A 22748-nucleotide genomic window follows, 5' to 3' on the forward strand; every position below is an offset into this window, starting at 1 on the left:
GCCGGGCTGAACCGGGTTTCCCGGCCCACCGCGTCGCTCAGGGGTGCAGGAGAGTGGACATCCGGGCGGCCTGGGTCTCCCACCGCCACTCGCGTTCGACCCAGTCCCGGCCGGCAGCACCGAACTGGCGGGCCAGGTCGCGGTCGGCGAGCAGGGTCGCCACCCGGTCGGCGAGCTGGGCCACGTCCCGCCCCCGCACCACGAAGCCCGTCTCGCCGTCGCGCACCGCATCCGGCGCACCGCCCGAGTCGCCGGCCACCACGGGCAGCCCGGTCGCGGAGGCCTCCAGGTAGACGATGCCCAGCCCCTCTACGTCCAGGCCCCGGTTCCGGGTACGACACGGCATCGCGTACACGTCGCCGGCAGCGTAGTGCGCGGGCAGCTCCGCCGCCGGCACCGTGCCGGTGAAGACCACGTCCCGCTCGACGCCGACCTGCCGGGCCAGCTTCCCCAGCCCGTTCCGGTACGGCCCACCCCCGACCATCAGTAGTGCCGTGTCCGGGACCCGACGGCGGATCTCCGGCAACGCCCGGATCAGCGTGTCCTGCCCCTTTCGCGGCACCAGCCGGGACACACAGACCACGACCGGTCGGTCAACCAGCCCCAGCCGCGCCCGCACCGAGTCACCCCGGACGGTCGGGTGGTAGGTGTCGAGGTCAACACCGGGCGCGAGTCGACGCAGCTCGGTCACCCCACGCAACGCGCGGTCCAGTCGGAGCCGGGTGTACTCACCCAGGTACGTGGTCACGTCAACGTCCCGGCCGATCCGGCGGAGCGCGGAACGGGCACCGGGCAGCGCTGCCCAGCCAATCTCATGCCCGTGGGTCTGCGCCACCACCCGCCGGACTCCGGCCCGACGTCGCAGGCCGGCGGCGAGCAGCCCGAGTGGTGCCGCTGCACCGAACCAGACCGTGTCGCAGTCGTGTGCCCGGGCAAGCTGGGCGACCCGCTGGGCCACCGGTGGGGTGGGCAGCAGCACCTTGGTGTCTTCCCGCACCACCTCGAAGGGCTGGTCGGCGTCGAACTGCTCGGCACCGCGCCAGCTTGAGGCGTAGACCACCACCGAGCCCACGGGCTGGCGCACCGCGAGACCATGCACGAAAGACTGGATCCCCCCGGGCCGGGGCGGGAAGTCGTTCGTGACAAGCAACGTCCGGCTCTCGCTCATCGGCTGGTCTTCCTGGCGTAGGCGCGGGCGGCGGCGATCCGCTCCACGGTGGACGGGTGACTGGCGGAGTAGAGGTATCCCAGCCGGGGTGGGTCGGGGTCGGCGAGGTTGATGCCGGCGAGTCGGCGCTGCATCGCCACAAAGGCGCCCGGGTCCTTGGTCAGCGCCAGCGCGTGTGTGTCGGCCCGCGCCTCGATCCGACGGGAGATCAACGCCTGCGCCGGCGTGGCAACCAGGCCGGCCACCGTCACCAGCGCCAACAGCAACGGGAAGGCGCGCGGTTGGTCAATCGAGTCGACCCCAGCCATCCGCAGCAGCGGAGCGACGAACCCGAGCAGGTAGAGCGCCACCACTAGCACCGCCGCGCCCAGCGCGCCGGTCAGCATGCCGATCACCACGTCCCGGTCTTTGGCGTGCCCCAACTCGTGGGCCACCACCGCGGTCACCTCCTCCGGGGTGGCTTCGCGCAGCAGGGTGTCGTAGACGACGATCCGGCGGGTCGGCCCCAGCCCGGAGACGTAGGCGTTGACGGCACGGGTGCGTCGGGAGGCGTCCGCCACCAACACGTCCCGGACCGGTACGCCGTCGCGGGCCGCCAGCTCCATCAACTCTGTCCGCAGTGGGCTGGGCGCCAACGGGGTGAACCGGTTGAACACCGGCTCCACCAGCACCGGGAACACGAACGACAGGAGCAGCACCAACCCGGCTGCCCCAGCCGCACCGAGCGCCCACCACCAGCGCGGCGCCAGCCGGATCACGGTGTAGAAGCCGCCCAGGGCCACTGCCCCGATGACCGCACTGACCGCGTACGACCGGAGCAGGTCGACGGTCCAGCCACCCCAGCCGTTGGTGGCCAGCCCGTAGCGAGTGAGCACGGTGTGTCGCCAGGCGGCGAGCGGCAGCGTCATCAGGTCGGCGACGAGCACCACGGTGAGCCCGCCGAGCACCGCCTGCGCGGCCCAGTGCCCACCGAACGGGCGGCCGACCAGCTCGACCAAGCTGCTGCCCAGCGGGGTGAGCCCAAGCGCGAGCGCCACCAGCAGGCCGACACCGAGCGCCGCCCAGCCGCCGGGCCGCAGTGCCGCCCGGAACTCCCGCCCCCTACTCACCTGCTCTTCTGGCAGCTCGTCCAAGGCGGCGAGTTGGTCGGCCCGCGGGGCCGGCGGGCGCTGCCACGGGATCAGCACGGCGGCGGTGACAGCCAGCGCAGCGACCAGCCCGAACAGCGTGAGCAGGGCCCAGCCACGCGGGCTCACCGGATCGCCCCCCGGCCCACGGTGCCGACGGACCCGCCCGCAGCGCGCCATTCCCGCGTCATGCCTCTCCTCCCGCTGTGCGCGCCCATCGTAGTGGCCACCCGGTCACGACGGGCGGGGCGCACATACCACCGGCGAGGGCCGGACGATCGCGGCCACCCCCACCCCCACGGGCAGGGTCAGGCCGCCCGATGGCGGCGGCCGGGCCGGCGCACCGGTGGCCGGGACTCCGGCAGCACCTGCACGTCGAACCCGGCCCGAGCGAACACCTCGATCGCCCGCGCCTCGGCGGTGCCGAACTCCACGGGCTCCTCGAGCAGCGCGGTCACCAGGCAACCCGAACAGCCGCCTGCCCGGCCCGCGCACCCGCCACAGTCGATCAACATCACGCCTCCCGCCGCGCCAAAGGTGATGAGGCCAGCAGGTCGCGCTCTCTGGTCACGCCCCACCCCCGCCTCTGCGAGGGTCTGCCCAGCACCATCGGTCACATCGACGCTAGACACCGCGTATGACAGAACCCGGACAACTCGATCAACTCGCCGCCGAGACTCCCCGGGGGAGAAGCGGACTGGGGCGTGTCCCGCCCCGGCTGGGACCGCCAGCCGATCAGGACCGGGCCAGCCGGCGCAGCAGCGCGTCGGCGCCCAGCGGGTAGGCACCGTGTCGGCGTACCCCATCGGCCACCTCCCGGTCCGCGGAGACCACCACCACCGGGCGACCCGACGGCTCGGCCCGGACCAGCCGCCGGATCAGCTCGTCGGCCGTCTCGCCCTTACGAGAGAAGAGCACCCGGACGCCGCGCGGACTCGGCGGCAGGCCGTGCATCCGCTCGGCGCCGTCGAAGACCACGGTTACCTCGTCGCCGGTCTGCGCGGCGATCCCACCCAGCCCGGTGATCAACCGCTTGCGCTGCTGCTCCAGCGACATTTCGCCGAAGCCCCGCTTGGTGACGTTGTAGCCATCCACCACCAGATGCGCCCGGGGCAGCGCGAGCAGCTGGTCCAACCGGGCCGGATCGTCGGAATCCCGGGCTCGGGTGGCGACACCCGGCACGGGAGCACCGGACTGGTTGGCGAAGGCGTCGGCGACGAAGTCGGCCGGCAACCGGTCCGCCGGATCCAACGCCAGCTCCCGCCGCAGTCCCACCGCGGCCCGACCGATCGTCTCCAGCAGCAGCCACAACCGGGCGTCGTCCACCGACCTGGACTCCTTGGCGCTGGCCCGGGCCACCCCGGCCGCCGCCTCCGCCTCGGCCAGCCGGGCCCGGGCCCGGCGCAGCTCCGCCTCGGCGTCCGCCGTCGCGCGCGCCGCCCGGCCCCGCTCCGTGGCGAGCAGCTCGCTCGCCCGGCGCTCTCGGGCCTGCGTCTCACGCAACGACCGGCCAAGCTGCCGCGACTCCTCCCGGAGTTGGCCGAGCTCCTCGCGGACTCGGGCCAGCTCGTCGCGGAGCTTGTCTGCTTCGACCCGAGCCACCGCACGGTCGTGTTCTGCGCGGGTAGCCCGCTGCTCGGCCTCTCGGACCAGCTCGGCGGCGACTGCGCTGTCCGCCTCGGCCCGGACCGCCGCGCCGCTGGTCTCGATGAGGTCCCGCCACCCCCGCGGGCGCACCAGGTACGCCAGTGCCGCGACCTCCACCGGATCGGCGGCAGCCGGCGCGGTCCCCCCGACCACCGCCGCGCCGAGGTCACCGGCGTCGGCAAGCACCCGCGCGGCCACCCGCTGGCGAAACAGTGGGTCGCCGGTCAACTGGGTCGCGATCATCGGCGCGCCGAGCCGCGCCCGCCGGTTGGGAGCGAACTTGGCCACCCGGCGCAGCGGGACCGGCACCTCGTCCGCGGGCAGGCCGGGCAAGACCGCCGCGGCCAGCACCACGATCCGCTGCCGGACCGGCTCCGGCAGCACTGGTTCCGGACCATCCTCCGCGGTGAGGTCGTCGGCGGACGGCGTGGGGTCGGTCCCGCTGCGGGGTCCGGAACCGGACGCACCGGCGGTGCCGGTGACAGCCGGGCTGGCGGTGGACGCGGTGGCGCCAGCGGCAACCGGATCATCGAGAGTGCCCCCCGTACCCTCGATGCCCGGCTCCGGCGCAGCGTCGACCGACTCCTCCGCGGGGCGGTGGTCGTCGTCGTACGGTTCGGCGAGGGGCATGTGGCAAGTCTCCCACTGTCGCCCGGCTCACCGCCGAGCGAGTGAACCGGTATCTCGCAGGACTGTTGTCAACGCTCCTCCACCGCTGGAATCGGCGGTTCCAGGGGCGATGTGAGGCAAGGCTGCGGAGTCCGGGGGGGTGTGGTGTCGGACCGGGCCGTTAGCGTGCCCGCCGATGGCACCGCAGAAATATGTTCAGGAGTTGTTAGCCGGTCTCGACCCCGCTGTCGGCGGCGTTGACCCGGCGCTACCGCTCTACGCGACCACCTTCGTCGTGGTCGACCTCGAAACCACGGGCGGCGCGCCGGACGGCGGCGGCATCACCGAGATCGGTGCGGTGAAAGTCCGCGGCGGCGAGCAGCTCGGCATGCTCGGCACTCTGGTCAATCCCGGCACTCCGGTCCCGCCCTTCGTCACCGTGCTCACCGGCATCACCCAGGCGATGCTGCTGCCCGCCCCACCGATTACTGAGGTCCTGCCGAGCTTCCTCGAGTTTCTCTCCACCGACGCGGTCCTGGTGGCCCACAACGCCCCGTACGACGTGGGGTTTCTCAGGGCGGCCTGCGCGGCGCACGGCTATCGCTGGCCGAAGCCGCGGGTGCTGGACACGGCGGCGCTGGCCCGACGGGTGCTGACCCGCGACGAGGTGCCCAACCGCCGGCTCGGCACCCTCGCGGCATATTTCCGCACCGCCACCCGGCCCACCCACCGGGCATTGGACGATGCGTTGGCCACCGTTGACGTGCTCCACGGGTTGATCGCCCGGCTCGGTGGCCACCGGGTGCACACCATCGGCGACGCGATCGAGTTCTCCCGGGCGGTCACCCCGACGCAGCGACGCAAGCGGCACCTCGCCGAGGGCCTGCCCCACTCACCCGGGGTCTACCTGTTCCGGGGCACCGACGACCGCCCGCTCTACGTCGGCACCTCGGTCGACATCGCCACCCGGGTCCGCAGCTACTTCACGGCCGGGGAGAAGCGGGCCCGCATCTCGGAGATGCTCGCCGCCGCCGAGCGGGTGGAGGCGGTGGAGTGCGCCCACTCGCTCGAGGCGGAGGTGCGGGAGCTGCGCCTGATCGGGACGCACGCCCCGCCGTACAACCGACGGTCGAAGTTCCCCGAGCGGGTGGTCTGGCTGAAGCTGACCGACGAGGCGTACCCACGGTTGTCGGTGGTGCGAAACCTGGCCCCGGGGGACGAGGCCTACCTCGGGCCCTTCACCTCCCGCCGCGCCGCGGAGCTCGCCGCGGCCGGCTTCCACGACGCGATACCGTTGCGGCAGTGCACGCACCGGCTGTCGCTACGGAAGGTCACGCCGGCCTGCGCCGTGGCCGAGCTGGGTCGCTGCCCGGCCCCCTGTGAGCACCGGATCACCCCGACGGAGTACGCGGACCGCGCGACGATGCCCTTCCGTACGGCGTGCGGCGGCGACCCGCAGGGCGTGGTGGACGCCCTGCTCGACCGGATCGAGACACTCTCGGCGGGAGAACGCTACGAGGAAGCCGCGGTGGTGCGGTCCCGGCTGACCGCCGTGCTCCGCGCGATTACCCGGATGCAGCGACTAGCCGCGCTCACCGGGATCGCCGAGGTGGTGGCTGCCCGGCCGGCACCGGACGGTAGCTGGGAGTTGGCGCTGGTGCGGCATGGACGGCTGGCCGGTGCCGGCGTATCTCCGCCCGGGATCCACCCACGACCGACGATCGCCACGATCCGGGCGACCGCGGAGACCGTAGCCCCGGGTCACGGACCTACTCCGGCCGCCAGCGCCGAGGAGACCGAGCGCATTCTGTCCTGGTTGGAGCGTCCAGAAACCCGGTTGGTGGAGATGTCGTCCGCCTGGGCCTCCCCGGCTGCCGGTGCAGGCCGGTTCCGAGCCCTGCTAACGAAGGCGGCAAACGCCGCTTCCCACCAATTCTCGACCGAAAGCCCATGACCAACCAGCTGATCGGATGACGCCCGCTCGCATAAGCTGTTAACAACAGCAGTCCTGCCTGTTTCTGGCCTGCTCCCGGCACCGGAGACGGTGGCCTGGGGGCCGGGGTGAGGAGGTATCCCTCGTGGATGTCGACGCCGGACACGGCGCCGCCTTGGAGGGCGCGCTTCCGCCCCCACCGGCAGAGCTGCCGCTGACCCGCCGGCTGCGGACGCTGTTGGCGTGGTCCACCACCGAGGCCGAACCGGTTGGTGAACTGGTCCGCACACACCGGAACATCCACTCCGGAACGGATCCGTCGGTGCTACGTCGGGCGTACACGATCGCCGAGACGATGCACCGCGGGCAGTTCCGCAAGAGCGGCGAGCCCTACATCACCCATCCGCTCGCGGTCGCCCAGATCTGCGCCGGCCTCGGCATGGACGCGACAACCCTGGTCGCGGCGCTGCTGCACGACACCGTCGAGGACACCCGTTACACCCTCCAAGCCCTCGCCGACGACTTCGGGCCCGAGGTCGCCCATCTGGTTGATGGAGTGACCAAGTTCGACAAGGCGTTCTACGGTAAGGCCGCTGAGGCCGAGACGATCCGAAAGATGATCATCGCGGCCGGCAAGGACGTCCGAGTGTTGATCATCAAACTGGCGGACCGGCTGCACAACATGCGCACGCTCGGGGTCCGCTCCGCCGCGTCCCGGGAACGCATCGCCCGCAAGACCCAGGAGGTGCTCGTTCCGCTCTGCGACCGGCTGGGCATCCAGAAGCTCAAGCGAGAGCTGGATGACATCGTGCTGATGCACCTGGAGCCGGAAGAGCACGACCGCATCTCCCGGCACCTGCACGACCGGCCCGGCTGGGACGCATACCTGGCGGAGGTCGTCTCCCGGGCGAAGACGGCGCTCCGGCGCAGCCGGGTCAACGCCGACGTTACCCCCCGTCCACGCCACCTCTACTCGATCTGGAAGGACACCCTGGCCGGCGACCACGCCACGCCGTGTGACCTGCCCCGGGTCGTAATCGTCGTGAATGGCCCGGCCACCGACTGCTACGCGGCTCTGGGCGCCATCCACGGCACCTGGCCTCCCGTGCCCGGCCGGTTCAAGGACTACATCGCCTCCCCGAAGAACAACCTCTACCGCTCCCTCCACACCAGCGTTCGCGGGCTGAGAGACCGCACTGTGGAGGTGCTGATCCGCACCGAGGAGATGCACCGCTGTGCGGAGTACGGCATCGCCGCCAGCTACCGCTTCCCCGGGGCCCGCGTGGACCAGTCCGTCCGGGAGGAACAACTGGACTGGCTGCGACGCGTGCTGGACTGGGAACAGGAGACCGCCGACCCGGCGCAGTTCCTTGAGTCGCTGCGCAGCGACCTCGCCGAGGCGCAAATCCAGGTCTTCGCCGACGGCCGACAGGTGGTGTTGCCCGCCGGGGCCACCCCGGTCGACCTCGCGTACGAACTCGGCACGGAGCGCGGCGACCACTGCCTGGCGACCCGGATCAACGGTCGACTCGCCCCACTCTCCTCCTGCCTCGAAGACGGCGACGTCGTGGAGATCTTCACCGAGACGGAACGGACGCCCGACGGCTTCGACACGGCCCCACGCGGTCCCCGCCGGGAATGGCTCGGCTTCGTCAAGTCCCCACAAGCCCAGATGCAGATCAACCGATGGTTTGCCGACCACACCGAACCGGGCATCTCCATCGCCGACAAGGTCCGCCTCGGCCGGGCCGCCGTCGGGCTGGCCCTACGCAAGCACGACCGGGGTCTCGCCAGCGACCTGCCCCTGCTCCGGCTCTCCGAGGAGCTCGGCTACCCCGACCTGGAGACGATGCTCGTCGCGGTCTTCGACCGGGCAATCGCACCGGACGCGGTGGTGAAGCAGCTCATCGACCTGGTTGACCACCGACAACGGTGATCCGGCCGGCCCCAGGCCGGCGGAGTTCCACCCGACGGCATTAGCCTGGACCCATGATCTGCCGCTCGCGGATATCCGGACGTGCCATCGCATACCAGGTCTTCTACCGGCTTCCGTTGCCCGTGCGGCGTCGCCTGGTCCGGCTGACCGTACCGAAGTACATCGTCGGTGCGGTCACCCTCGTTCGGGATACCGAGGCCAAGGGGGCCGGCCGGCTGCTCCTGCTACGCCAACCCCCGGGCCGGGGGTGGACGCTGCCGGCGGGGCTGCTGCAGAAGCGAGAGGCGCCGGTGGTCGGGGCGTGCCGCGAACTGTACGAGGAGACGGGCATCCGGCTCTCCCCCCGCGAGCTGACCCCGGCGGTACCGAACGCGATCGTCCACGACAAGGGTTGGGTAGACGTCGTGTTCACCGCAGAGGTGCCGGCGTCAACGACCAGCCTGCGGGTGGACGGCGCGGAGGTCTTCGAGGCCGCCTGGCACCCACTGGACGCCCTGCCCAGGTTGACCTGGCCCACGGCCCGCCTGCTCGGCTACTTCGACATCGGGCCGTTGGCAGGGCAGTTCCCACCAGCGCTACCCGAACCCCAGCAGTGACCGCCGTCGAGATCTGCGCGGTGGTCCTCGCCGCCGGCGAGGGCAGCCGGCTGCGTCCGCTGACCGAGCGGGTGCCCAAGGCGCTCTGTCCGGTCGGGAACGTCCCGTTGCTCGACCGGGTGCTCACCCGGCTTGCCGGGATCGATCTGACCGGGACCAGCCGGGTGGCGGTCAACGCGAGCTCTCTCGCCGAGCAGGTGATCGCGCACGTCGGGGACCGGGCCCACCGGTCGGTGGAGCCCGACGGCCCGCTCGGCACCGCCGGCGGCCTGGCGAAGCTACGCGACTGGATCGACGGGCGGGGCGTCCTGGTCGGGAACGCAGACGCCTACCTCGCCGACCCGGACCGTCCGCCGGGACCGGACATCGCCGCACTACTGCACGACTGGGACGGCGAGACCGTACGGCTGCTGGGCCAGCCCGCCGTGAACCCAACGGCACCCGGCACCTTCGACGGCCACGCCTTCACCGGGTTCTCCCTGCTGCCGTGGCGGCGAGTTCGGCACCTGCCGCTGGAGTTCGGCGATCTGGTCCGAACGGTCTGGCGTCCGGCGGAGGCGGCCGGCGAGCTGACGGTGGTCCCCTATCCCGGCACGTTCTACGACACCGGCACCCCCGCCGACTACCTCACCGCCAACCTGCACGCCGCGGGCGGCGATAGCCTGGTTGACCCCACGGCGCTGGTAACCGGCCCGTGCCGGTCGGCGGTGATCGGGGCGGGTGCGCGGGTGCACGGGGCTGTCACCGGGGCCGTGGTCTGGCCGGGTGCCACGGTGGGGGCGGAGGAGCACGTTCAGAATGCGATCCGCGCGGGGACCGATCTCACCGTCGTAGTCAGCGAACCCACCACTGCCGGGAACGTCTAGCATGAGCGGAGAAGCCGACGAACGGAGCGAACTCCTGTGATCACCGCGATTGTGCTGATCGACTGCGCCACCGACTCGATCCCCGAGGTGGCTGAGGCACTCGCCGCACTGCCCGGTGTCAGCGAGGTCTACTCGGTGGCCGGGCAGGTCGACCTGGTCGCGATAGTCCGGGTCCGCGAGTTCGAGCAGATCGCTGAGGTGATCGCCGGGCGCATCTCCAAGGTGTCGGGGGTGCTGAACACCGACTCCCACATCGCATTCCGCGCGTACTCGCAGCACGACCTCGAGCAGACGTTCGCGATTGGCCTCGCCTCCGCCGACTGACGGGCAGCAGACACGCCACGCAGCCGACGGCCGGTCCACCCCATCCGGGGTGGACCGGCCGTCGAGCTACCTCATCGTGGTCAACTATTGCCCGGAGCCGGGGTCTCGGTGCCGGTGCCGCCGCCCGGAGCCGGTGACTCGGTGGTGCTACCCGGAGCCGGGCTCTCGGTGGTGCCGGGGCCCGGAGTGGTCATACCCGGGCTCGGGGTCGCGGTGCCGGTACTCTGCGGGACCTGGACACCCATCTGGTTGGCCAGCTCGACCAACTCGTCGTAGTGGGTCTGCAGGGTCGGCAACGCGGTCTGCGCCAACTCGATCACCGACGAGTCAGAGCCCTGCGAGATCTCCGTCTGGGTGGCCTGGATGGCCTGGACGTGGCCGGTCAGGTTACTGGTCACCCAGAGCTGGTCAAATTCCTCGCCGCTGGCGTTGTTCATCTGGTCGGTGGCGTCCTGCTGGTCAGCCGTCAGCTCGCTCGTCAGCTCGACACCGAGCTGGCTGGCGACCTGCTGGACCGTCTCATCCAGTTGGGTGTGGTCAGTCCCGATCTGTTGGCCCAGGTCCTTGACCCCCTGGTCCTGGGCCTTCTGCCCAGCCAACTCCCCCTTGCCGATCTCAAACAGATTCACCTGGTGAATGGCCTGTAGGTACTGGGTGTCCTGCTGCGAAGGCTGCACCGCGGCCTGGGCAGCCGCGGCGGGTGCGATACCCACCAGCACCAACGCGGCAAGCAGGCCCAGGCGTTTGAATCCCCACATTCGTCCTCCCCCTCGAGACGTTGGACCGCACGGATACCCGACTGGCCGGGGTTATTCCTCGGTCCCAGGCCAGGTATGCCCCCACAGGCGTGGCGCCCGCCGGAGTTCTCCGGCGGGCGCCACGTGCGGTTACGTCGCGGGTGAGGTCAGCGGCGCTCGCCGCTGGTGATCTCCGAACGCTCGGTCTCCGAGTCGACCGGAGGTGCCGGCGATACCGGCGCCTCGGCGGGCTTCTCGATCGGGTAGAAGAAGCCCCGGATCGCCGGGCCGAGCGCGCCGAGCCGGTTCATCTTCTTCGGCACCACCCAGCCGACGTACTCCAGTTCGCCGTCCTCGCGGTGGAGCGGCTGGTGCACCTCGACGAACCGGCCGTCCGGCAGCCGCCGGATGATGCCGGTCTCGACCCCGTGCGCCAGAACCTCCCGGTCGTGCTGTTGGAGACCCAGACAGATCCGGTAGGTGACGTAGTACGCCAGCGGCGGGAGGAGCAGCAGACCGATCCGGCCACCCCAGGTCATCGCGTTCAGGCTGATATTGAACTTGTCGGCGATGACATCGTTCGCCCCGGAGAGCGCCAGCACCAGGTAGAAGGTGACGGCCATGGCACCCAGCCCGCTACGCGCCGGAACGTCCCGCGGCCGCTGGAGCAGGTTGTGGTGGCGGTAGTCCTTGAGGCGCCGGGCCTCAATGAACGGATAGAGCACGGACATACCCACCAGCACCCCGGGCAACACGACCGTTGGCCAGAACAGCGGCGGAATGACGTACCCATCGCCGATCGGAATATAGATCTCCCAGGCGGGCATCAGCCGGGTAGAGCCGTCGAGGAACATGACGTACCAGTCAGGCTGGCTGGCGGCCGACACCACCCACGCCTCGTACGGCCCGAACAACCAGATCGGGTTGATCTGGAACAGGCCGGCCATCAGCGCGACCACACCGAAGACGACCATGAAGAAGCCGCCCTGCTTCAACGCGTACCGCGGGAACATCCGCTCGCCGACCACGTTGTCGTTGGTCCGGCCGGGGCCGGGCCACTGGGTGTGCTTCTGCTTGAAGACCAGCCCCAGGTGGGCACCGATCAGGGCGAGCAGCAGGCCGGGGATGAGCAGTACGTGCGCGATGTAGAACCGGCTGATGATGATCGTTCCGGGGAACTCGCCGTCGAAGATCGAGGACGTGAGCCAGGAGCCGATCACCGGAATCGACAACATGATGCCGGAGGCGATTCGGAGCCCGGTGCCGGAGAGGCCGTCGTCCGGCAGGGAGTAGCCGGTGAAACCGGCCAGGAAGCCAACCCAGAACAGCAGCGAGCCGATGATCCAGTTCGCCTCCCGCGGCTTGCGGAACGCGCCGGTGAAGAAGACCCGCAGCATGTGCACCACGATCGCGGCCATGAACAGCAGGGCCGCCCAGTGGTGCATCTGCCGCATGATCAGGCCGCCCCGGACATCGAACGTAATGTCCAGACTGGAGGCGTATGCGGCGGACATCGGCGTGCCCCGCAGCGGGGCATAGCTGCCGTTGTAGAGCACCTCGGTCATCGCCGGCTCGTAGAAGAAGGTCAGGAAGACCCCGGTGAGCAGCAGGATGACGAACGAGAAGAGCGCAATCTCACCCAGCAGGAAGGACCAGTGGTCCGGAAAGACCTTGTTCAGGAGCCGACGGAGCGGGGTCGCCACCTGAAAGCGGTCGTCCACTCCCCGGGCCACGTTCCCCGGGACGGCTGCCATCTCAAACTTGCGCCGCTTCACGGCCGCTCCCAGAAGTCGGGCCCGACGGTCTCGGTGTAGTCGGACGTGGCCACGAAGTAACCCTCGTCGTCAACGACGATCGGCAACTGCGGTAGCCGACGGCTGGCGGGACCGAAGATGGGCTTCGCGTTGTCGGTGATCAGGAACTGCGACTGGTGACACGGGCAGAGCAGCCGGTTGGTCTGCTGTTCGTAGAGGCTGGCGGGGCAGCCAGCGTGCGTGCAGATCTTCGAGTAGGCGGCGAAGTTGCCCCACATGAAGTCGTCGTGGCCGATCCGCACGTTGGCCTCGCGGGCCTCCTGCGCATCCGCGTCCCGAAGGTGGATCAACAACGCTGGCGAGTCTGCGTACTTGTTACTCACCCCGTGGTCGATGCCGGGGAAGACGGTGATCTGGCCACCAGCGCTGATGTCCGCCGGGCGGATCGGACGGCCGTCCTCACGGACCAGCCGGACCTTCTGCCCGCCCTCGGTGGGCGCGAAACCCGTGGTGAACATCTGGTTGTTCTTGTGCGGCTGCGAGATCAGGCCCCCCACCAGCGGCGCCGCGGCCACCGCGCCGACCGGCGCGAGACCGGCCAGCAGCGAGACTCCCAGCAACGGCCGGCGCTTCACGCCCAGCTCGTCAGCCATGTAGAGCATCGTCTGCGCGGTGACGGTCCGGTCCCGCTCGTTGACCTCGCCCTCATGCCGGTCCTGAACCGAGACCTCCTTGGGCAGCAGCTTCTTGCCCCAGGTGAGAATGCCGAAGCCGATGCCGAGCAGGGAGACACCCAGGGTGACACCGAGCAGCGGCGTGTACCACTTGTCGCCGCCGTAGCCCAGCTCGTACTCCCAGGGCCACCAGATGTAGATCGCCAGGAAGGCGGTCGCGGAGGCGCCGGTCAGCAGGAAGAACAGGGCGACCGTACGGCTCAGTCGTCGCTCGGCCTTGCTACCCGGCACGACCTGCGGCTCGTAGTGGACGATCTCGATGTCGTCCTCACGGGCGCCCGCACGGACGATGTCGAAGCGACTGAGGTCCGGGTCATCCAGGTCGACCGGCTGGTCGCCGCCCGCGTTTCCAGGGTGGGTGGTGGTCATGCCGTCACCTCGCTGTGGGCGGTGCCGACCCGCGACACCGGCGCAATGTTGGTCTGGAACCGCCCGGTCACGACTTACCCGCAATCCACAGGGTGGTAAAGACCAGCGCGACGATGCCGACCAGGAAGATCGCCAGACCCTCGGTCGAGGGGCCGTAGCGGCCGAGGTTGAAGCCACCCGGGTCCTGGTTGTGGTTCAGGGTCTCCTGGATGTAGGCGATGATGTCGGCCTTCTGCTCGGGCGTGATCTGGTTGTCCCCGAACACCGGCATGTTCTGCGGGCCACTGAGCATCGCGGCGTAGATCTGCCGATCGGTGGCGGGCTTCAGGGTTGGCGCGTACTTACCCGAGGAGAGGGCGCCACCGCCACCGCCGAAGGCGTGACACTGCGAGCAGTTGATCCGGAACAGCTCGCCACCGGCGGCGAGGTTGCCGCCCTTGTGGAGATCTTCGCCGGCCGGTACCTCCGGGCCGCCGCCAAGCTCCTGGATGTACTGCCCGAGCTGACGGATCTCATCGTCGTTGAAGACCGGAGGCTTGCGGGGTGCCTGGGCCTCCTGCCGGACCATCGGCATCCGACCCGTGCCCACCTGGAACTCGACCGAGGCGGAGCCAACGCCGACCAGACTCGGGCCACGCCCCTCGACGCCCTGCGCGTTGCGACCGTGGCAGCTCACACAGCTTTCGTTGAACAGCGCCTTGCCGTCCGTGGCGGCGCTGGACATCGGTGTGTCCTGCGCCTGCACGCTGGGGGCGAAAGCCGTGTAGGCACCGCCAGCCAGCATCAGCGCTGCCAGCAGCCGGACCGCGGCACCCAGCCGGCGGCGGCCCCTGCTGCGCGCCGCGGGCCGCCCGCGCAGCCGCGCGAGCAGACCGCGTCGGCGGTCGTTGTCAGAAGTCATGACCTGTGTCCTTAACCGGTTGGACCTTGCCTGAGGGGACGAAGCAGCGGCGCGATTCGGGGCGCGCCAAGATCACTGAAGCCAGTAGATCATGGCGTAGAGGGCGATCCACACCACATCGACGAAGTGCCAGTAGTACGACACCACGATCGCCGATGTCGCCTGCGCCGGCGTGAATCGACCCATGGTGGTGCGAATCATGAAGATGACGAAGGCGACCAAGCCGCCCGCCACGTGGAGACCGTGGAAGCCGGTGGTGAGGTAGAACATCGATCCGTAGCCGTCTTCGTTGATCTTGATGCCCTCGTGGATCAGCTCCCGGTACTCGTTCAGCTGGCCGAGTACGAAGATCAGTCCCATCACGAAGGTGATCGTGAACCAACGCCGCAGGGCGTGCACGTCCCCCTTCTCCGCGGCGAACACGCCGATCTGGCAGGTCACCGACGAGAGCACCAAAATCACCGTGAACGTCGTCGCGTACGGAACATTCAGATGCGGAGTGTGCTCCGCCCACTGCTCCGGCGCCGCGGCACGGATCGAGAAGTACATCGCGAACAGCGCCGCGAAGAACATGAGTTCGCTGGAGAGCCACACGATCGTCCCGACGCTGACCATGTTGGGTCGCGTCAGGGAGTGGATCCGGCTCTTGTCAATCGCTGGGGCCGCAGTCACGCGGTCATTATTGCCGTTCAGCGAGGCCGGCGATCAGCGGGGGCCCAAACCGGTGCTCCGGGCAGCCCGATCGGGGGGTCCGATTAGCCTCACCTAAGGTGAAAACGTGCAGCGCGTCGATCCAGTCTCCATTGCTACCGAAGTCGCCGCACCGGCCGCGACCTCGGTCGCCGCACCTGCGGCACCCGCGGCCATCCCACCGCCATTCACCCTCACATCGATCTTCACCGAGGTGCAGCCAGTCAGCTGGATCATCGTCGGCTTGGCGGTCGCAGCTGGACTCTACCTCTACGGCGTACGCCGGCTCCGGGCGCGCGGCGACCGATGGCCGGTGACCCGAACGCTGCTCTTCCTCGGCCCCGGCCTCGGTGGCATCGCTGCGGTGACCCTCAGCGGGCTGGCGGCCTATGACACCGCGTTGCTGTCGGTCTACCTGACGCAGCACCTGGTGCTCTCCATGGTGGCACCGATCTTCCTGGCCCTGGGCGCCCCGACCACGCTGGCGCTGCAGGCATTGCCACCACGCCCTCGTGAGCGGCTGCGGACGCTGCTGCAGAGCCGGACCGCCCGGCTCTGCAGCCACCCCCTGCTCGCCTTCGCGATCTTCATGGCCACCCCGTTCGCCCTCTACTTCACCGACCTGTACCGCCACACGCTCGAACACGCATGGGCACACGAGTTGGTCCACACATACATCCTCCTGGTCGGGTGCGTCTTCTTCTGGCCGCTACTCGGGCTCGACCCGCTGCCCAACCGCTGGCCCTACCCGGGCCGGGCGCTGCTGATGCTGCTCTTCGTGCCGTTCTACACCGTGCTCGGGCTCACCATCATGCAGTCGACCACCCTCTTTGGTGGTGACTGGCACTCCTCGCTCGACCTGACCTGGGCCGACCCATGGGAGGACCAGGTGATCGCCGGTGGCATCCTCTGGGGCGGCGGCGAGTTCGTCAGCGTCACCATACTGGCGGTGCTGGTCGTGCGATGGATGCGCCAGGCCGAACGGGAGGCCCGCCGGATCGACCGCGAGCTGGACCGCCAGGAGGCCGAACAGCGGGCCAGCTCGACGGTGGGTTGACTGCCGGGCCGGGGGGCACCGCCCGCGGAAGCCCTGCTGGGTAGGACCGGTACGATCGGCAGGTAGCTACGAGGTGGGAGCCAGTAAAGCAATGAGCGATCGTCGGTGCACTGTCCTGCTCTACAGTGACGACCCGCAGGTCCGGGATCGGATGCGACTTGCCGTCGGTAACCGGCCCGCACCCGGCCTCAAGGTGGAGTTCGTCGACGCGTCCGACTACGCCGAGTGCATCCGGCTGGTTGACGACTACGAAATTGACCTCCTGCTCCTGGACGGCGAGGCCCACCCGGGCGGCGGCCTCGGCATCGCCCGGCAGATCAAGGACGACCGGGCCGACGCCCCGCCCACCTGCGTGGTGCTCGCTCGCGCCGCCGACCGATGGCTCGCCGCCTACGCCCAGGTTGACGCCACCCTGATGCATCCGCTCGATCCGGTGACCACCGGCACAACCGTCGCCGAAGTGCTGCGGACCCACGCACCGACCTGACGTCCCCACTCCGGCACCGCCTCGGCGCCGGATCCGCCGGCGCCGGATCCTAACCCCTGGACCGCTCGGGAGGCCCTCATGGGCGAACGGACCTGGCCACACCTGCTCGCCGCGCTGCTGCGCGGTGAGCAGCTATCCACCGCCGACACTGCCTGGGCGATGGGTGAGATCATGTCCGGATCGGCGGGCCCGGCGCAGATCGCCGGCTTCGCCGTCGCGCTGCGGGCCAAGGGTGAGACCCCCGCCGAGCTCTCCGGCCTGGTCGAGGCGATGCTCACGCACGCCGTTCCGGTCGATCTGCCTGCGGAACTGCGCGCAACCGCAGTGGATGTGGTGGGCACCGGTGGCGATCTCGCACACACCGTGAACATCTCCACCATGGCCTCCCTGGTCGTCGCCGGCGCCGGCGTACGGGTCGTCAAGCACGGCAACCGGGCGGCTTCCTCGTCCTGCGGCACCGCGGACGTACTGGAGTTCCTCGGTCTGCCGCTGGACCTCGGCCCCGAGGCGGTGGCGACCTGCGTGGCCGAGGCGGGGATCGGCTTCTGCTTCGCCGCCCGATTCCACCCCGGGATGCGCCACGCTGGTCCGGTCCGTCGGGAGCTGGGCGTACCAACCGCCTTCAACTTCCTCGGCCCACTCACCAACCCGGCTCGTCCCCGAGCCGGCGCAGTCGGCTGCTTCGACGCACGGATGGCGCCGGTCATGGCCTCGGTCTTCGCCGCTCGCGGTGACTCGGCGCTCGTCCTGCGCGGTGAGGACGGGCTCGACGAGTTCACCACCGCCGCCCCCACCCGCGTCTGGGCGGCGCAGGGCGGCACGGTCTCCGAGGCGCTGCTCGACGCGACCGACCTTGGGATACCCCGGGCCACCCTCGCCGACCTACGCGGCGGTGACGTCGCCTACAACGCCGACGCGGTACGTCGCCTGCTGGCCGGGGAGACCGGGCCGGTGCGAGACGCGGTGCTGGTCAACGCCGCCGCGGCGCTCGCCACCCAGGGGCCCCTGGACACAGACCTGACCGAGGCGTTGCGGGCCGGCCTGCTCCGGGCCGCCGATTCGATCGACTCCGGCGCCGCGGCCCGCACTCTGGACCGCTGGATCGAGGTCGCCCAGACCGTAAGGCCAGCGACCGTCTGAGCCAACGCCAGACCGGCCGAGCCAGACCAACTCCGCCAACGACGAACGGCCCGCTCCCGACAGGGAACGGGCCGTTCGACCAGTTGTCATCAGTGCTCGGCGGTGCGCCGGGTACCGCTGTAATACTCGAAGAGCAGGCCACAGGCGGCGAAGATGACTGCTACCAGGCCGACGGCCAGCAGCCAGAGCTGCCAGAACACGAGGCCGAGACCGGCGATCGTGGCCGCCAGCGCGATGCCGAACGGCCAGTAGCTGCCCGGGCTGAAGAAGCCCACCTCACCCGCGCCATCAGCGATCTCCGCATCCGGCCGGTCCTCGGGCCGCAGATCGATCCGCCGGGCGACAAACCAGAAGAAGCCGCCACACATCAGGCAGAGCAGGAAGCTCAGCAGCAGGGCGATGGTGCCAACCCATTCGATCTGGCCGCCATCGCCGTAGGTCCAGCCCCCGTAGAGCGCCGTGGCAAAGAGCAGGAATCCAGCGATGAGGAGGAAGATGCGCCACTCGGTCTTCATGCCTGCTCCCTCAGTTACCCGAGCCGGTAGCCGACTTGTCGGGGTTGAAGTTCGCCTCGGTGCGTCGCGTGTCGAACGGCTCGGTGGTCGTCGCGTACGGATCTTCACCGATCGCGGTCAGCGCCTCCTGCGTAGACCGTCCATCCTGCTTGGCGGCGATGAACTGGTCGTATTTCTCCGGCGTGACAACCCGCAGTTCGAAGTTCATGAAGGCGTGGTAGGTGCCGCACAGCTCGGCGCAGCGGCCCACGTACGCACCCTCGCCCTCGAGCTCGGAGACCTCGAAGACATTGCGAATGCTGCCGGGGAAGACATCACGCTTGAACAGCATCTCCGGCACCCAGAACGAGTGGATGACGTCGCGGCTGGTCTCCTCGAAGCGGATCGACCGGTCCGAGGGCAGCACCAGGATCGGGATGACCTCGCTGGTGCCGAGGACCGAAGCGATCGTGTTGGCCTCCACGCCCTGGCCATCGCGGTAGTTGAACTGCCAGTTCCACTTGAAGGCGACCACCTCGACGGTGACATCCGGGTCGCGGGAGGTCTTCCCCACATCGGTCTGCACGATCGCCGTGTAGTAGAAGAGCACGGAGACGATCAGGATCGGGGCGATGGTGTAGAGGAACTCCATCGGCAGGTTGTAGCGAGTCTGCACCGGCAGCTCGTTGCCCCGCTTCCGGTAGCGCACCACGCACCAGAAGATGAGGCCCCACACGAACACACCGACCGCGAGCGCCGCGATGCACGAGGCGATCCACAGGTCATACATCCGGTTCGCCTCAGGGGTGATGCCCCCCTGCGGCCAGCCGAAGCCGCCGAACGCGGCGCCGACATCGCAGCCCGTGAGCAGGACCAGCAGTGCCGCTCCGCCGAGACCGAGCCCAGCCAGCCGGCCGGCACCCCGCACCCGGCGCCCACCGGCTCCCGGGTAGGCGCTGTGCCGTACGGCCGACGGCCGTACCTCCGAACTCCTTGCGACCACCTGGTCCTGCCTCCCTAGCGCGCCGCCGTGTCATCTGATCTGCCGGCCTCCGCCGGAGCTACAACACCGGCGGCAAAGGGGTCACCGACGGTCGCAGATTACTCGACCAAGACCGGCTGGACCCGATTGGGGTGGTTGTCCGCCCCCATCGGGGTGATCACGGGACAGGGAGGCGATATCGTGGAGTTCCGTGAACGCCTCTCCGGTCTACCTGGACGCCGCCTCCGCCGCGCCGCTGCACCCCGTCGCCCGGCAGGCGCTGCTGGCCGCCCTTGACGACGGCTGGGCCGACCCACAGCGGCTCTACGCCCCGGCGCGGCGGGCGCGTCAACTCCTGGACGCGGCGCGGGAGGCCGCCGCGGCCACGCTCGGCGTCCGACCAGACGAGCTCTCCTTCACCCCGAGCGGTACCGCGGCTGCGCACTCGGCCGTCCTCGGCGGGCTCGCCGGACGACGCCGGGTCGGGTCCGGCCTGGTGCACTCCGCGATCGAACACTCGGCGGTGCTGCACGCCGCCGAGCGGCACGTGGCTGGCGGCGGCACGGCGACATCGATCCCGGTCGACCGGGTCGGCCGGATCGATCTGGACGCCTGGTCGGCTGCGGTCCGGGCGCCTGGCACCGCGCTCGCCGCCCTGATCGCCGCGAGTCATGAGGTGGGCACCACGCAGCCGATCGCCGAAGCCGGTGCCGCCTGCGCCACCGCCGGGGTGCCGCTCTACGTTGACGCGGCGCAGGTGGTCGGGCACGCGCCGGTGCCGGCGGGCTGGTCGGTGCTGACCGCGAGCGCCCACAAGTGGGGCGGGCCACCGGGGGTCGGACTGCTGGTGGTCCGCAAGGGCACCCGCTGGGAGTCGCCGTGGCCGATGGACGAACGCGAGTCGGGGCGGACCCCGGGGGTGGTGAACCTACCGGCGGTCGTCGCAGCGGCGGCGAGTCTGCGCGCGGCGGCGGCCGACGCGGCGGCGCGGGGGGCCCGACTCGCCCGCCTGGTGGACCGGATCCGGGCCCGGGTGGCGACCGAGGTGCCGGATGTGGAGGTGGTCGGTGATCCAGAAGACCGGCTTCCGCACCTGGTGACCTTCTCCTGCCTGTACGTCGATGGTGAGGCGCTGCTACACGCGTTGGACCGGCGCGGCTTCGCCGTCTCCTCCGGGTCGTCGTGCACGTCGTCGACGCTGCGCCCCTCGCACGTGCTGGCGGCGATGGGAGTGTTGTCACACGGCAATGTTCGGGTCTCGCTGCACCAGGACACGACCGAGGCCGACGTGGAGCGGTTCCTGACCGAGCTGCCGGGGATCGTGGCCGCGTTGCGGGCCGAGGCGGGAGTGGTGGGGCTGTGACGGCGCCCGAGGTACTCGACTGCCGGGGGCGGCGCTGCCCGCTACCGGTGATCGCGCTGGCCCGCCGCCTGCCCGAACTGCCGGTGGGCACCCTCGTCCGGGTGCTGGCCGACGATCCGGCCGCCGCGGTGGACCTGCCCGCCTGGTGTCGGCTTCGAGGTCAGGAGTTCGTGGGCCAGGTGGACGGTCCCGACGGCCCGGGATTCGACGTTCGCCGCCGGCGCTGACCCCCGGGGCCCGGGGATCAGTGCCGGCGTGGGATTACGGCACCAGGTGTGGGCGGACCTCTTCGGCGGCCGCGTCGCCGTACGACTCGGCGAGCCGCTTGATGAAGAGGTCTCGGCGGAGCTGGTACTCCTGGGTGCCAACGGCCTCCAGCACGAGGGTGGCCAGCAACGAGCCGACCTGGGCGGCCCGCTCCAGCCCAAGACCCCAGGAAATCGCGGTAAAGAAGCCGGCCCGGAACCCGTCGCCGACTCCGGTCGGGTCAACGGCGCGCATCTCCCGGGCAATCGGCACATGGATCGGGTCGATGCCCCGTCCGGCGATCTCCACGCCCTGCTTGCCCAGGGTGGTCACCCGCACCTTGACCAGATCGAGCAGCTGCTCGTCGCTGAGGCCGGCCTTGCTCTGCAGCAGCGACTTCTCGTACTCGTTGGTCATCAGGTACTCGGCGCCCTCAACCAGCGCGACGACCTCCTCGCCCGCCATCCGGGCAAGCTGCTGGGAGGGGTCGGCCGCGAACGCGTAGCCCCGATCCCGACACTCGGCGGAGTGGCGCAGCATCGCCTCCGGGTCGTTGGCGCCGACCAACACCAGGTCGAGGCCGCCGGACCGCTGGGCGATCGGCTCCAGCTCGATGTTGCGCGCCTCGCTCATCGCTCCCGCGTAGAAGGAGGCGATCTGGCACATCTCGGTGTCGGTGGTGCAGACGAAGCGGGCGGTGTGGGCGATCTCGCTCATGTGGACGGAGTCGCAGTCAACGCCGTGCCGCTCCAGCCAGGAGCGGTAGTCGGCGAAGTCGGCACCCACCGCGCCCACCAGAACCGGGCGCAGGCCGAGCTGGCCCATGCCGAAGGCGATGTTGGCGGCCACCCCGCCCCGTCGTAGCACAAGGTCGTCCACCAGAAAGGAGAGCGACACTTTGTCGAGCTGGTCGGCGATGAACTGTTCGGCGAATCGGCCAGGGAAGCTCATCAGGTGGTCAGTCGCGATCGAGCCGGTTACGGCGATCTTCATGTCATCCCTTGGGGTGTCGGGAGCGGGGCGTCGGTCAGCCTACCGCTCCGGCTACCCCGAGGTAACCGTTCAGTTGAACCACCGACAACTCCCGTACCAACCACCGGGGGGCCGGTCCCCGGGATGGAACCGGGGCCGGCCCGCCGGTCGGCGGTCAGCTGAACGAGTCGCCGCAGGCGCAGGAGTTCCCCGCGTTCGGGTTGTCGATCGTGAAGCCCTGCGCGTCAATACGGTCGGCGAAGTCGATGGTGGCGCCGCCCAGGTAGGGGGCACTCATCCGGTCGACGACGACCTCCACGCCGTCGAAGTCGGTGACGACATCGCCGTCGAGTGACCGCTCGTCGAAGAAGAGCTGGTACCGCAGGCCGGAGCAGCCGCCCGGCTGCACCGCGACCCGGAGCCGCAGGTCGTCACGGCCCTCCTGCTCGATCAGAGCCTTGACCTTCTGGGCCGCGACGTCGGTGAGGATGACGGTCGTGGGGGCCTCGGTCGACTCGGTCTGCGCTGGCGTGGTCACGTGGAATCTCCCTGCACACGTAAGGTGTGGTCGTCGTGGCCAACACCGTCGGTCAACGATTCCCACTGCGGTCCGGCT

General features: G+C 70.1%; 23 protein-coding genes. 10 read left to right on the forward strand and 13 right to left on the reverse strand.

Translation table 11 applies throughout. The features are described from left to right. Window positions 1-37: 37 nt before the first annotated feature. From SALPAC6_RS0101835 to SALPAC6_RS0101850, 4 genes are all read right to left on the reverse strand, one after another. Window positions 38-1168: a glycosyltransferase family 4 protein gene (locus SALPAC6_RS0101835; protein ID WP_018251745.1), complete on the reverse strand. Its 1131-nt coding sequence runs from the start codon at window positions 1166-1168 to the stop codon at window positions 38-40. Continuing rightward, the gene (locus SALPAC6_RS0101840; RefSeq protein ID WP_026189241.1) at window positions 1165-2424 is read right to left on the reverse strand and encodes a M48 family metallopeptidase; all 1260 of its coding nucleotides are present in this window, start codon (window positions 2422-2424) and stop codon (window positions 1165-1167) included. The genes SALPAC6_RS0101835 and SALPAC6_RS0101840 overlap by 4 nt, the downstream gene beginning before the upstream one ends. Window positions 2425-2603: 179 nt before the next feature. Then, window positions 2604-2810: a hypothetical protein gene (locus SALPAC6_RS0101845; protein WP_018251747.1), complete on the reverse strand. Its 207-nt coding sequence runs from the start codon at window positions 2808-2810 to the stop codon at window positions 2604-2606. A 220-nt stretch (window positions 2811-3030) separates the two neighbouring features. Beyond that, window positions 3031-4572, reverse strand: coding sequence for an NYN domain-containing protein (locus SALPAC6_RS0101850; RefSeq protein WP_018251748.1), 1542 nt, complete (start codon window positions 4570-4572; stop codon window positions 3031-3033). A 175-nt stretch (window positions 4573-4747) separates the two neighbouring features. Here SALPAC6_RS0101850 and SALPAC6_RS0101855 point away from each other — a divergent pair, with 175 nt between their 5' ends. From SALPAC6_RS0101855 to SALPAC6_RS0101875, 5 genes are all read left to right on the forward strand, one after another. Further along, window positions 4748-6505, forward strand: coding sequence for a DEDD exonuclease domain-containing protein (locus SALPAC6_RS0101855; protein WP_018251749.1), 1758 nt, complete (start codon window positions 4748-4750; stop codon window positions 6503-6505). A 124-nt stretch (window positions 6506-6629) separates the two neighbouring features. Further along, window positions 6630-8420 carry a RelA/SpoT family protein gene (locus tag SALPAC6_RS0101860; protein ID WP_018251750.1) on the forward strand — a complete coding sequence of 597 codons (1791 nt, stop codon included), beginning with the start codon at window positions 6630-6632 and terminating at the stop codon, window positions 8418-8420. A gap of 53 nt (window positions 8421-8473) precedes the next feature. Beyond that, the gene (locus tag SALPAC6_RS0101865) at window positions 8474-9016 is read left to right on the forward strand and encodes an NUDIX hydrolase (protein ID WP_018251751.1); all 543 of its coding nucleotides are present in this window, start codon (window positions 8474-8476) and stop codon (window positions 9014-9016) included. Continuing rightward, window positions 9013-9882: a nucleotidyltransferase family protein gene (locus SALPAC6_RS0101870; protein ID WP_018251752.1), complete on the forward strand. Its 870-nt coding sequence runs from the start codon at window positions 9013-9015 to the stop codon at window positions 9880-9882. Before SALPAC6_RS0101865 ends, SALPAC6_RS0101870 begins: the two co-directional genes overlap by 4 nt. Window positions 9883-9918: 36 nt before the next feature. Then, entirely contained in the window at window positions 9919-10206 is a 288-nt protein-coding gene (locus tag SALPAC6_RS0101875; protein WP_018251753.1) for an Lrp/AsnC family transcriptional regulator, read from the forward strand. A gap of 80 nt (window positions 10207-10286) precedes the next feature. Here SALPAC6_RS0101875 and SALPAC6_RS0101880 read toward each other — a convergent pair whose 3' ends face one another. From SALPAC6_RS0101880 to ctaE, 5 genes are all read right to left on the reverse strand, one after another. Continuing rightward, entirely contained in the window at window positions 10287-10964 is a 678-nt protein-coding gene (locus SALPAC6_RS0101880) for a DUF4142 domain-containing protein (protein WP_018251754.1), read from the reverse strand. A gap of 146 nt (window positions 10965-11110) precedes the next feature. After that, complete coding sequence (gene qcrB, locus SALPAC6_RS0101885) at window positions 11111-12718, reverse strand: cytochrome bc1 complex cytochrome b subunit (RefSeq protein ID WP_018251755.1); 1608 nt, start codon at window positions 12716-12718, stop codon at window positions 11111-11113. After that, complete coding sequence (gene qcrA / locus SALPAC6_RS0101890; RefSeq protein WP_018251756.1) at window positions 12715-13800, reverse strand: cytochrome bc1 complex Rieske iron-sulfur subunit; 1086 nt, start codon at window positions 13798-13800, stop codon at window positions 12715-12717. Before qcrA ends, qcrB begins: the two co-directional genes overlap by 4 nt. 67 nt (window positions 13801-13867) lie before the next feature. Beyond that, window positions 13868-14701, reverse strand: coding sequence for a cytochrome bc1 complex diheme cytochrome c subunit (gene qcrC / locus SALPAC6_RS0101895; RefSeq protein WP_018251757.1), 834 nt, complete (start codon window positions 14699-14701; stop codon window positions 13868-13870). A gap of 72 nt (window positions 14702-14773) precedes the next feature. Next, entirely contained in the window at window positions 14774-15373 is a 600-nt protein-coding gene (ctaE, locus tag SALPAC6_RS0101900; protein WP_012014506.1) for an aa3-type cytochrome oxidase subunit III, read from the reverse strand. Window positions 15374-15479: 106 nt separating this feature from the next. Here ctaE and SALPAC6_RS0101905 point away from each other — a divergent pair, with 106 nt between their 5' ends. From SALPAC6_RS0101905 to trpD, 3 genes are all read left to right on the forward strand, one after another. Next, window positions 15480-16448 (forward strand): cytochrome c oxidase assembly protein, encoded by a 969-nt coding sequence (locus tag SALPAC6_RS0101905; RefSeq protein WP_018251759.1) that lies wholly within the window; start codon window positions 15480-15482, stop codon window positions 16446-16448. Window positions 16449-16539: 91 nt separating this feature from the next. Next, window positions 16540-16935, forward strand: coding sequence for a response regulator (locus tag SALPAC6_RS0101910; RefSeq protein WP_018251760.1), 396 nt, complete (start codon window positions 16540-16542; stop codon window positions 16933-16935). 78 nt (window positions 16936-17013) lie between these two features. Beyond that, on the forward strand, window positions 17014-18075 hold the full coding sequence (trpD, locus tag SALPAC6_RS0101915) for an anthranilate phosphoribosyltransferase (RefSeq protein WP_018251761.1): 1062 nt from the start codon (window positions 17014-17016) through the stop codon (window positions 18073-18075). 89 nt (window positions 18076-18164) lie between these two features. Here the strand turns inward: trpD and SALPAC6_RS0101920 are convergent, their stop codons facing one another. Together SALPAC6_RS0101920 and ctaC are read right to left on the reverse strand one after the other, a co-directional pair. Further along, window positions 18165-18590, reverse strand: a complete 426-nt coding sequence (locus tag SALPAC6_RS0101920; protein ID WP_018251762.1) for a cytochrome c oxidase subunit 4 — start codon at window positions 18588-18590, stop codon at window positions 18165-18167. Between the two features lie 10 nt (window positions 18591-18600). Next, window positions 18601-19572: an aa3-type cytochrome oxidase subunit II gene (gene ctaC / locus SALPAC6_RS0101925; protein ID WP_026189242.1), complete on the reverse strand. Its 972-nt coding sequence runs from the start codon at window positions 19570-19572 to the stop codon at window positions 18601-18603. 190 nt (window positions 19573-19762) lie between these two features. Between ctaC and SALPAC6_RS0101930 the strand changes: the two genes are divergently transcribed. Both SALPAC6_RS0101930 and SALPAC6_RS0101935 read left to right on the forward strand, forming a co-directional pair. Next, window positions 19763-20914 (forward strand): cysteine desulfurase family protein, encoded by a 1152-nt coding sequence (locus tag SALPAC6_RS0101930; RefSeq protein ID WP_018251764.1) that lies wholly within the window; start codon window positions 19763-19765, stop codon window positions 20912-20914. Beyond that, a complete protein-coding gene (locus tag SALPAC6_RS0101935) occupies window positions 20911-21141 on the forward strand; it encodes a sulfurtransferase TusA family protein (RefSeq protein ID WP_018251765.1) in 231 nt (76 codons plus the stop codon). Before SALPAC6_RS0101930 ends, SALPAC6_RS0101935 begins: the two co-directional genes overlap by 4 nt. A 34-nt stretch (window positions 21142-21175) precedes the next feature. Here the strand turns inward: SALPAC6_RS0101935 and SALPAC6_RS0101940 are convergent, their stop codons facing one another. Together SALPAC6_RS0101940 and erpA are read right to left on the reverse strand one after the other, a co-directional pair. After that, the gene (locus SALPAC6_RS0101940) at window positions 21176-22153 is read right to left on the reverse strand and encodes a carbohydrate kinase family protein (RefSeq protein ID WP_018251766.1); all 978 of its coding nucleotides are present in this window, start codon (window positions 22151-22153) and stop codon (window positions 21176-21178) included. A gap of 154 nt (window positions 22154-22307) precedes the next feature. Then, window positions 22308-22670 (reverse strand): iron-sulfur cluster insertion protein ErpA, encoded by a 363-nt coding sequence (erpA, locus tag SALPAC6_RS0101945; RefSeq protein ID WP_018216456.1) that lies wholly within the window; start codon window positions 22668-22670, stop codon window positions 22308-22310. Window positions 22671-22748 lie beyond the last annotated feature (78 nt).

Source organism: Salinispora mooreana, assembly GCF_000379065.1.
Lineage (GTDB): Bacteria > Actinomycetota > Actinomycetes > Mycobacteriales > Micromonosporaceae > Micromonospora > Micromonospora mooreana.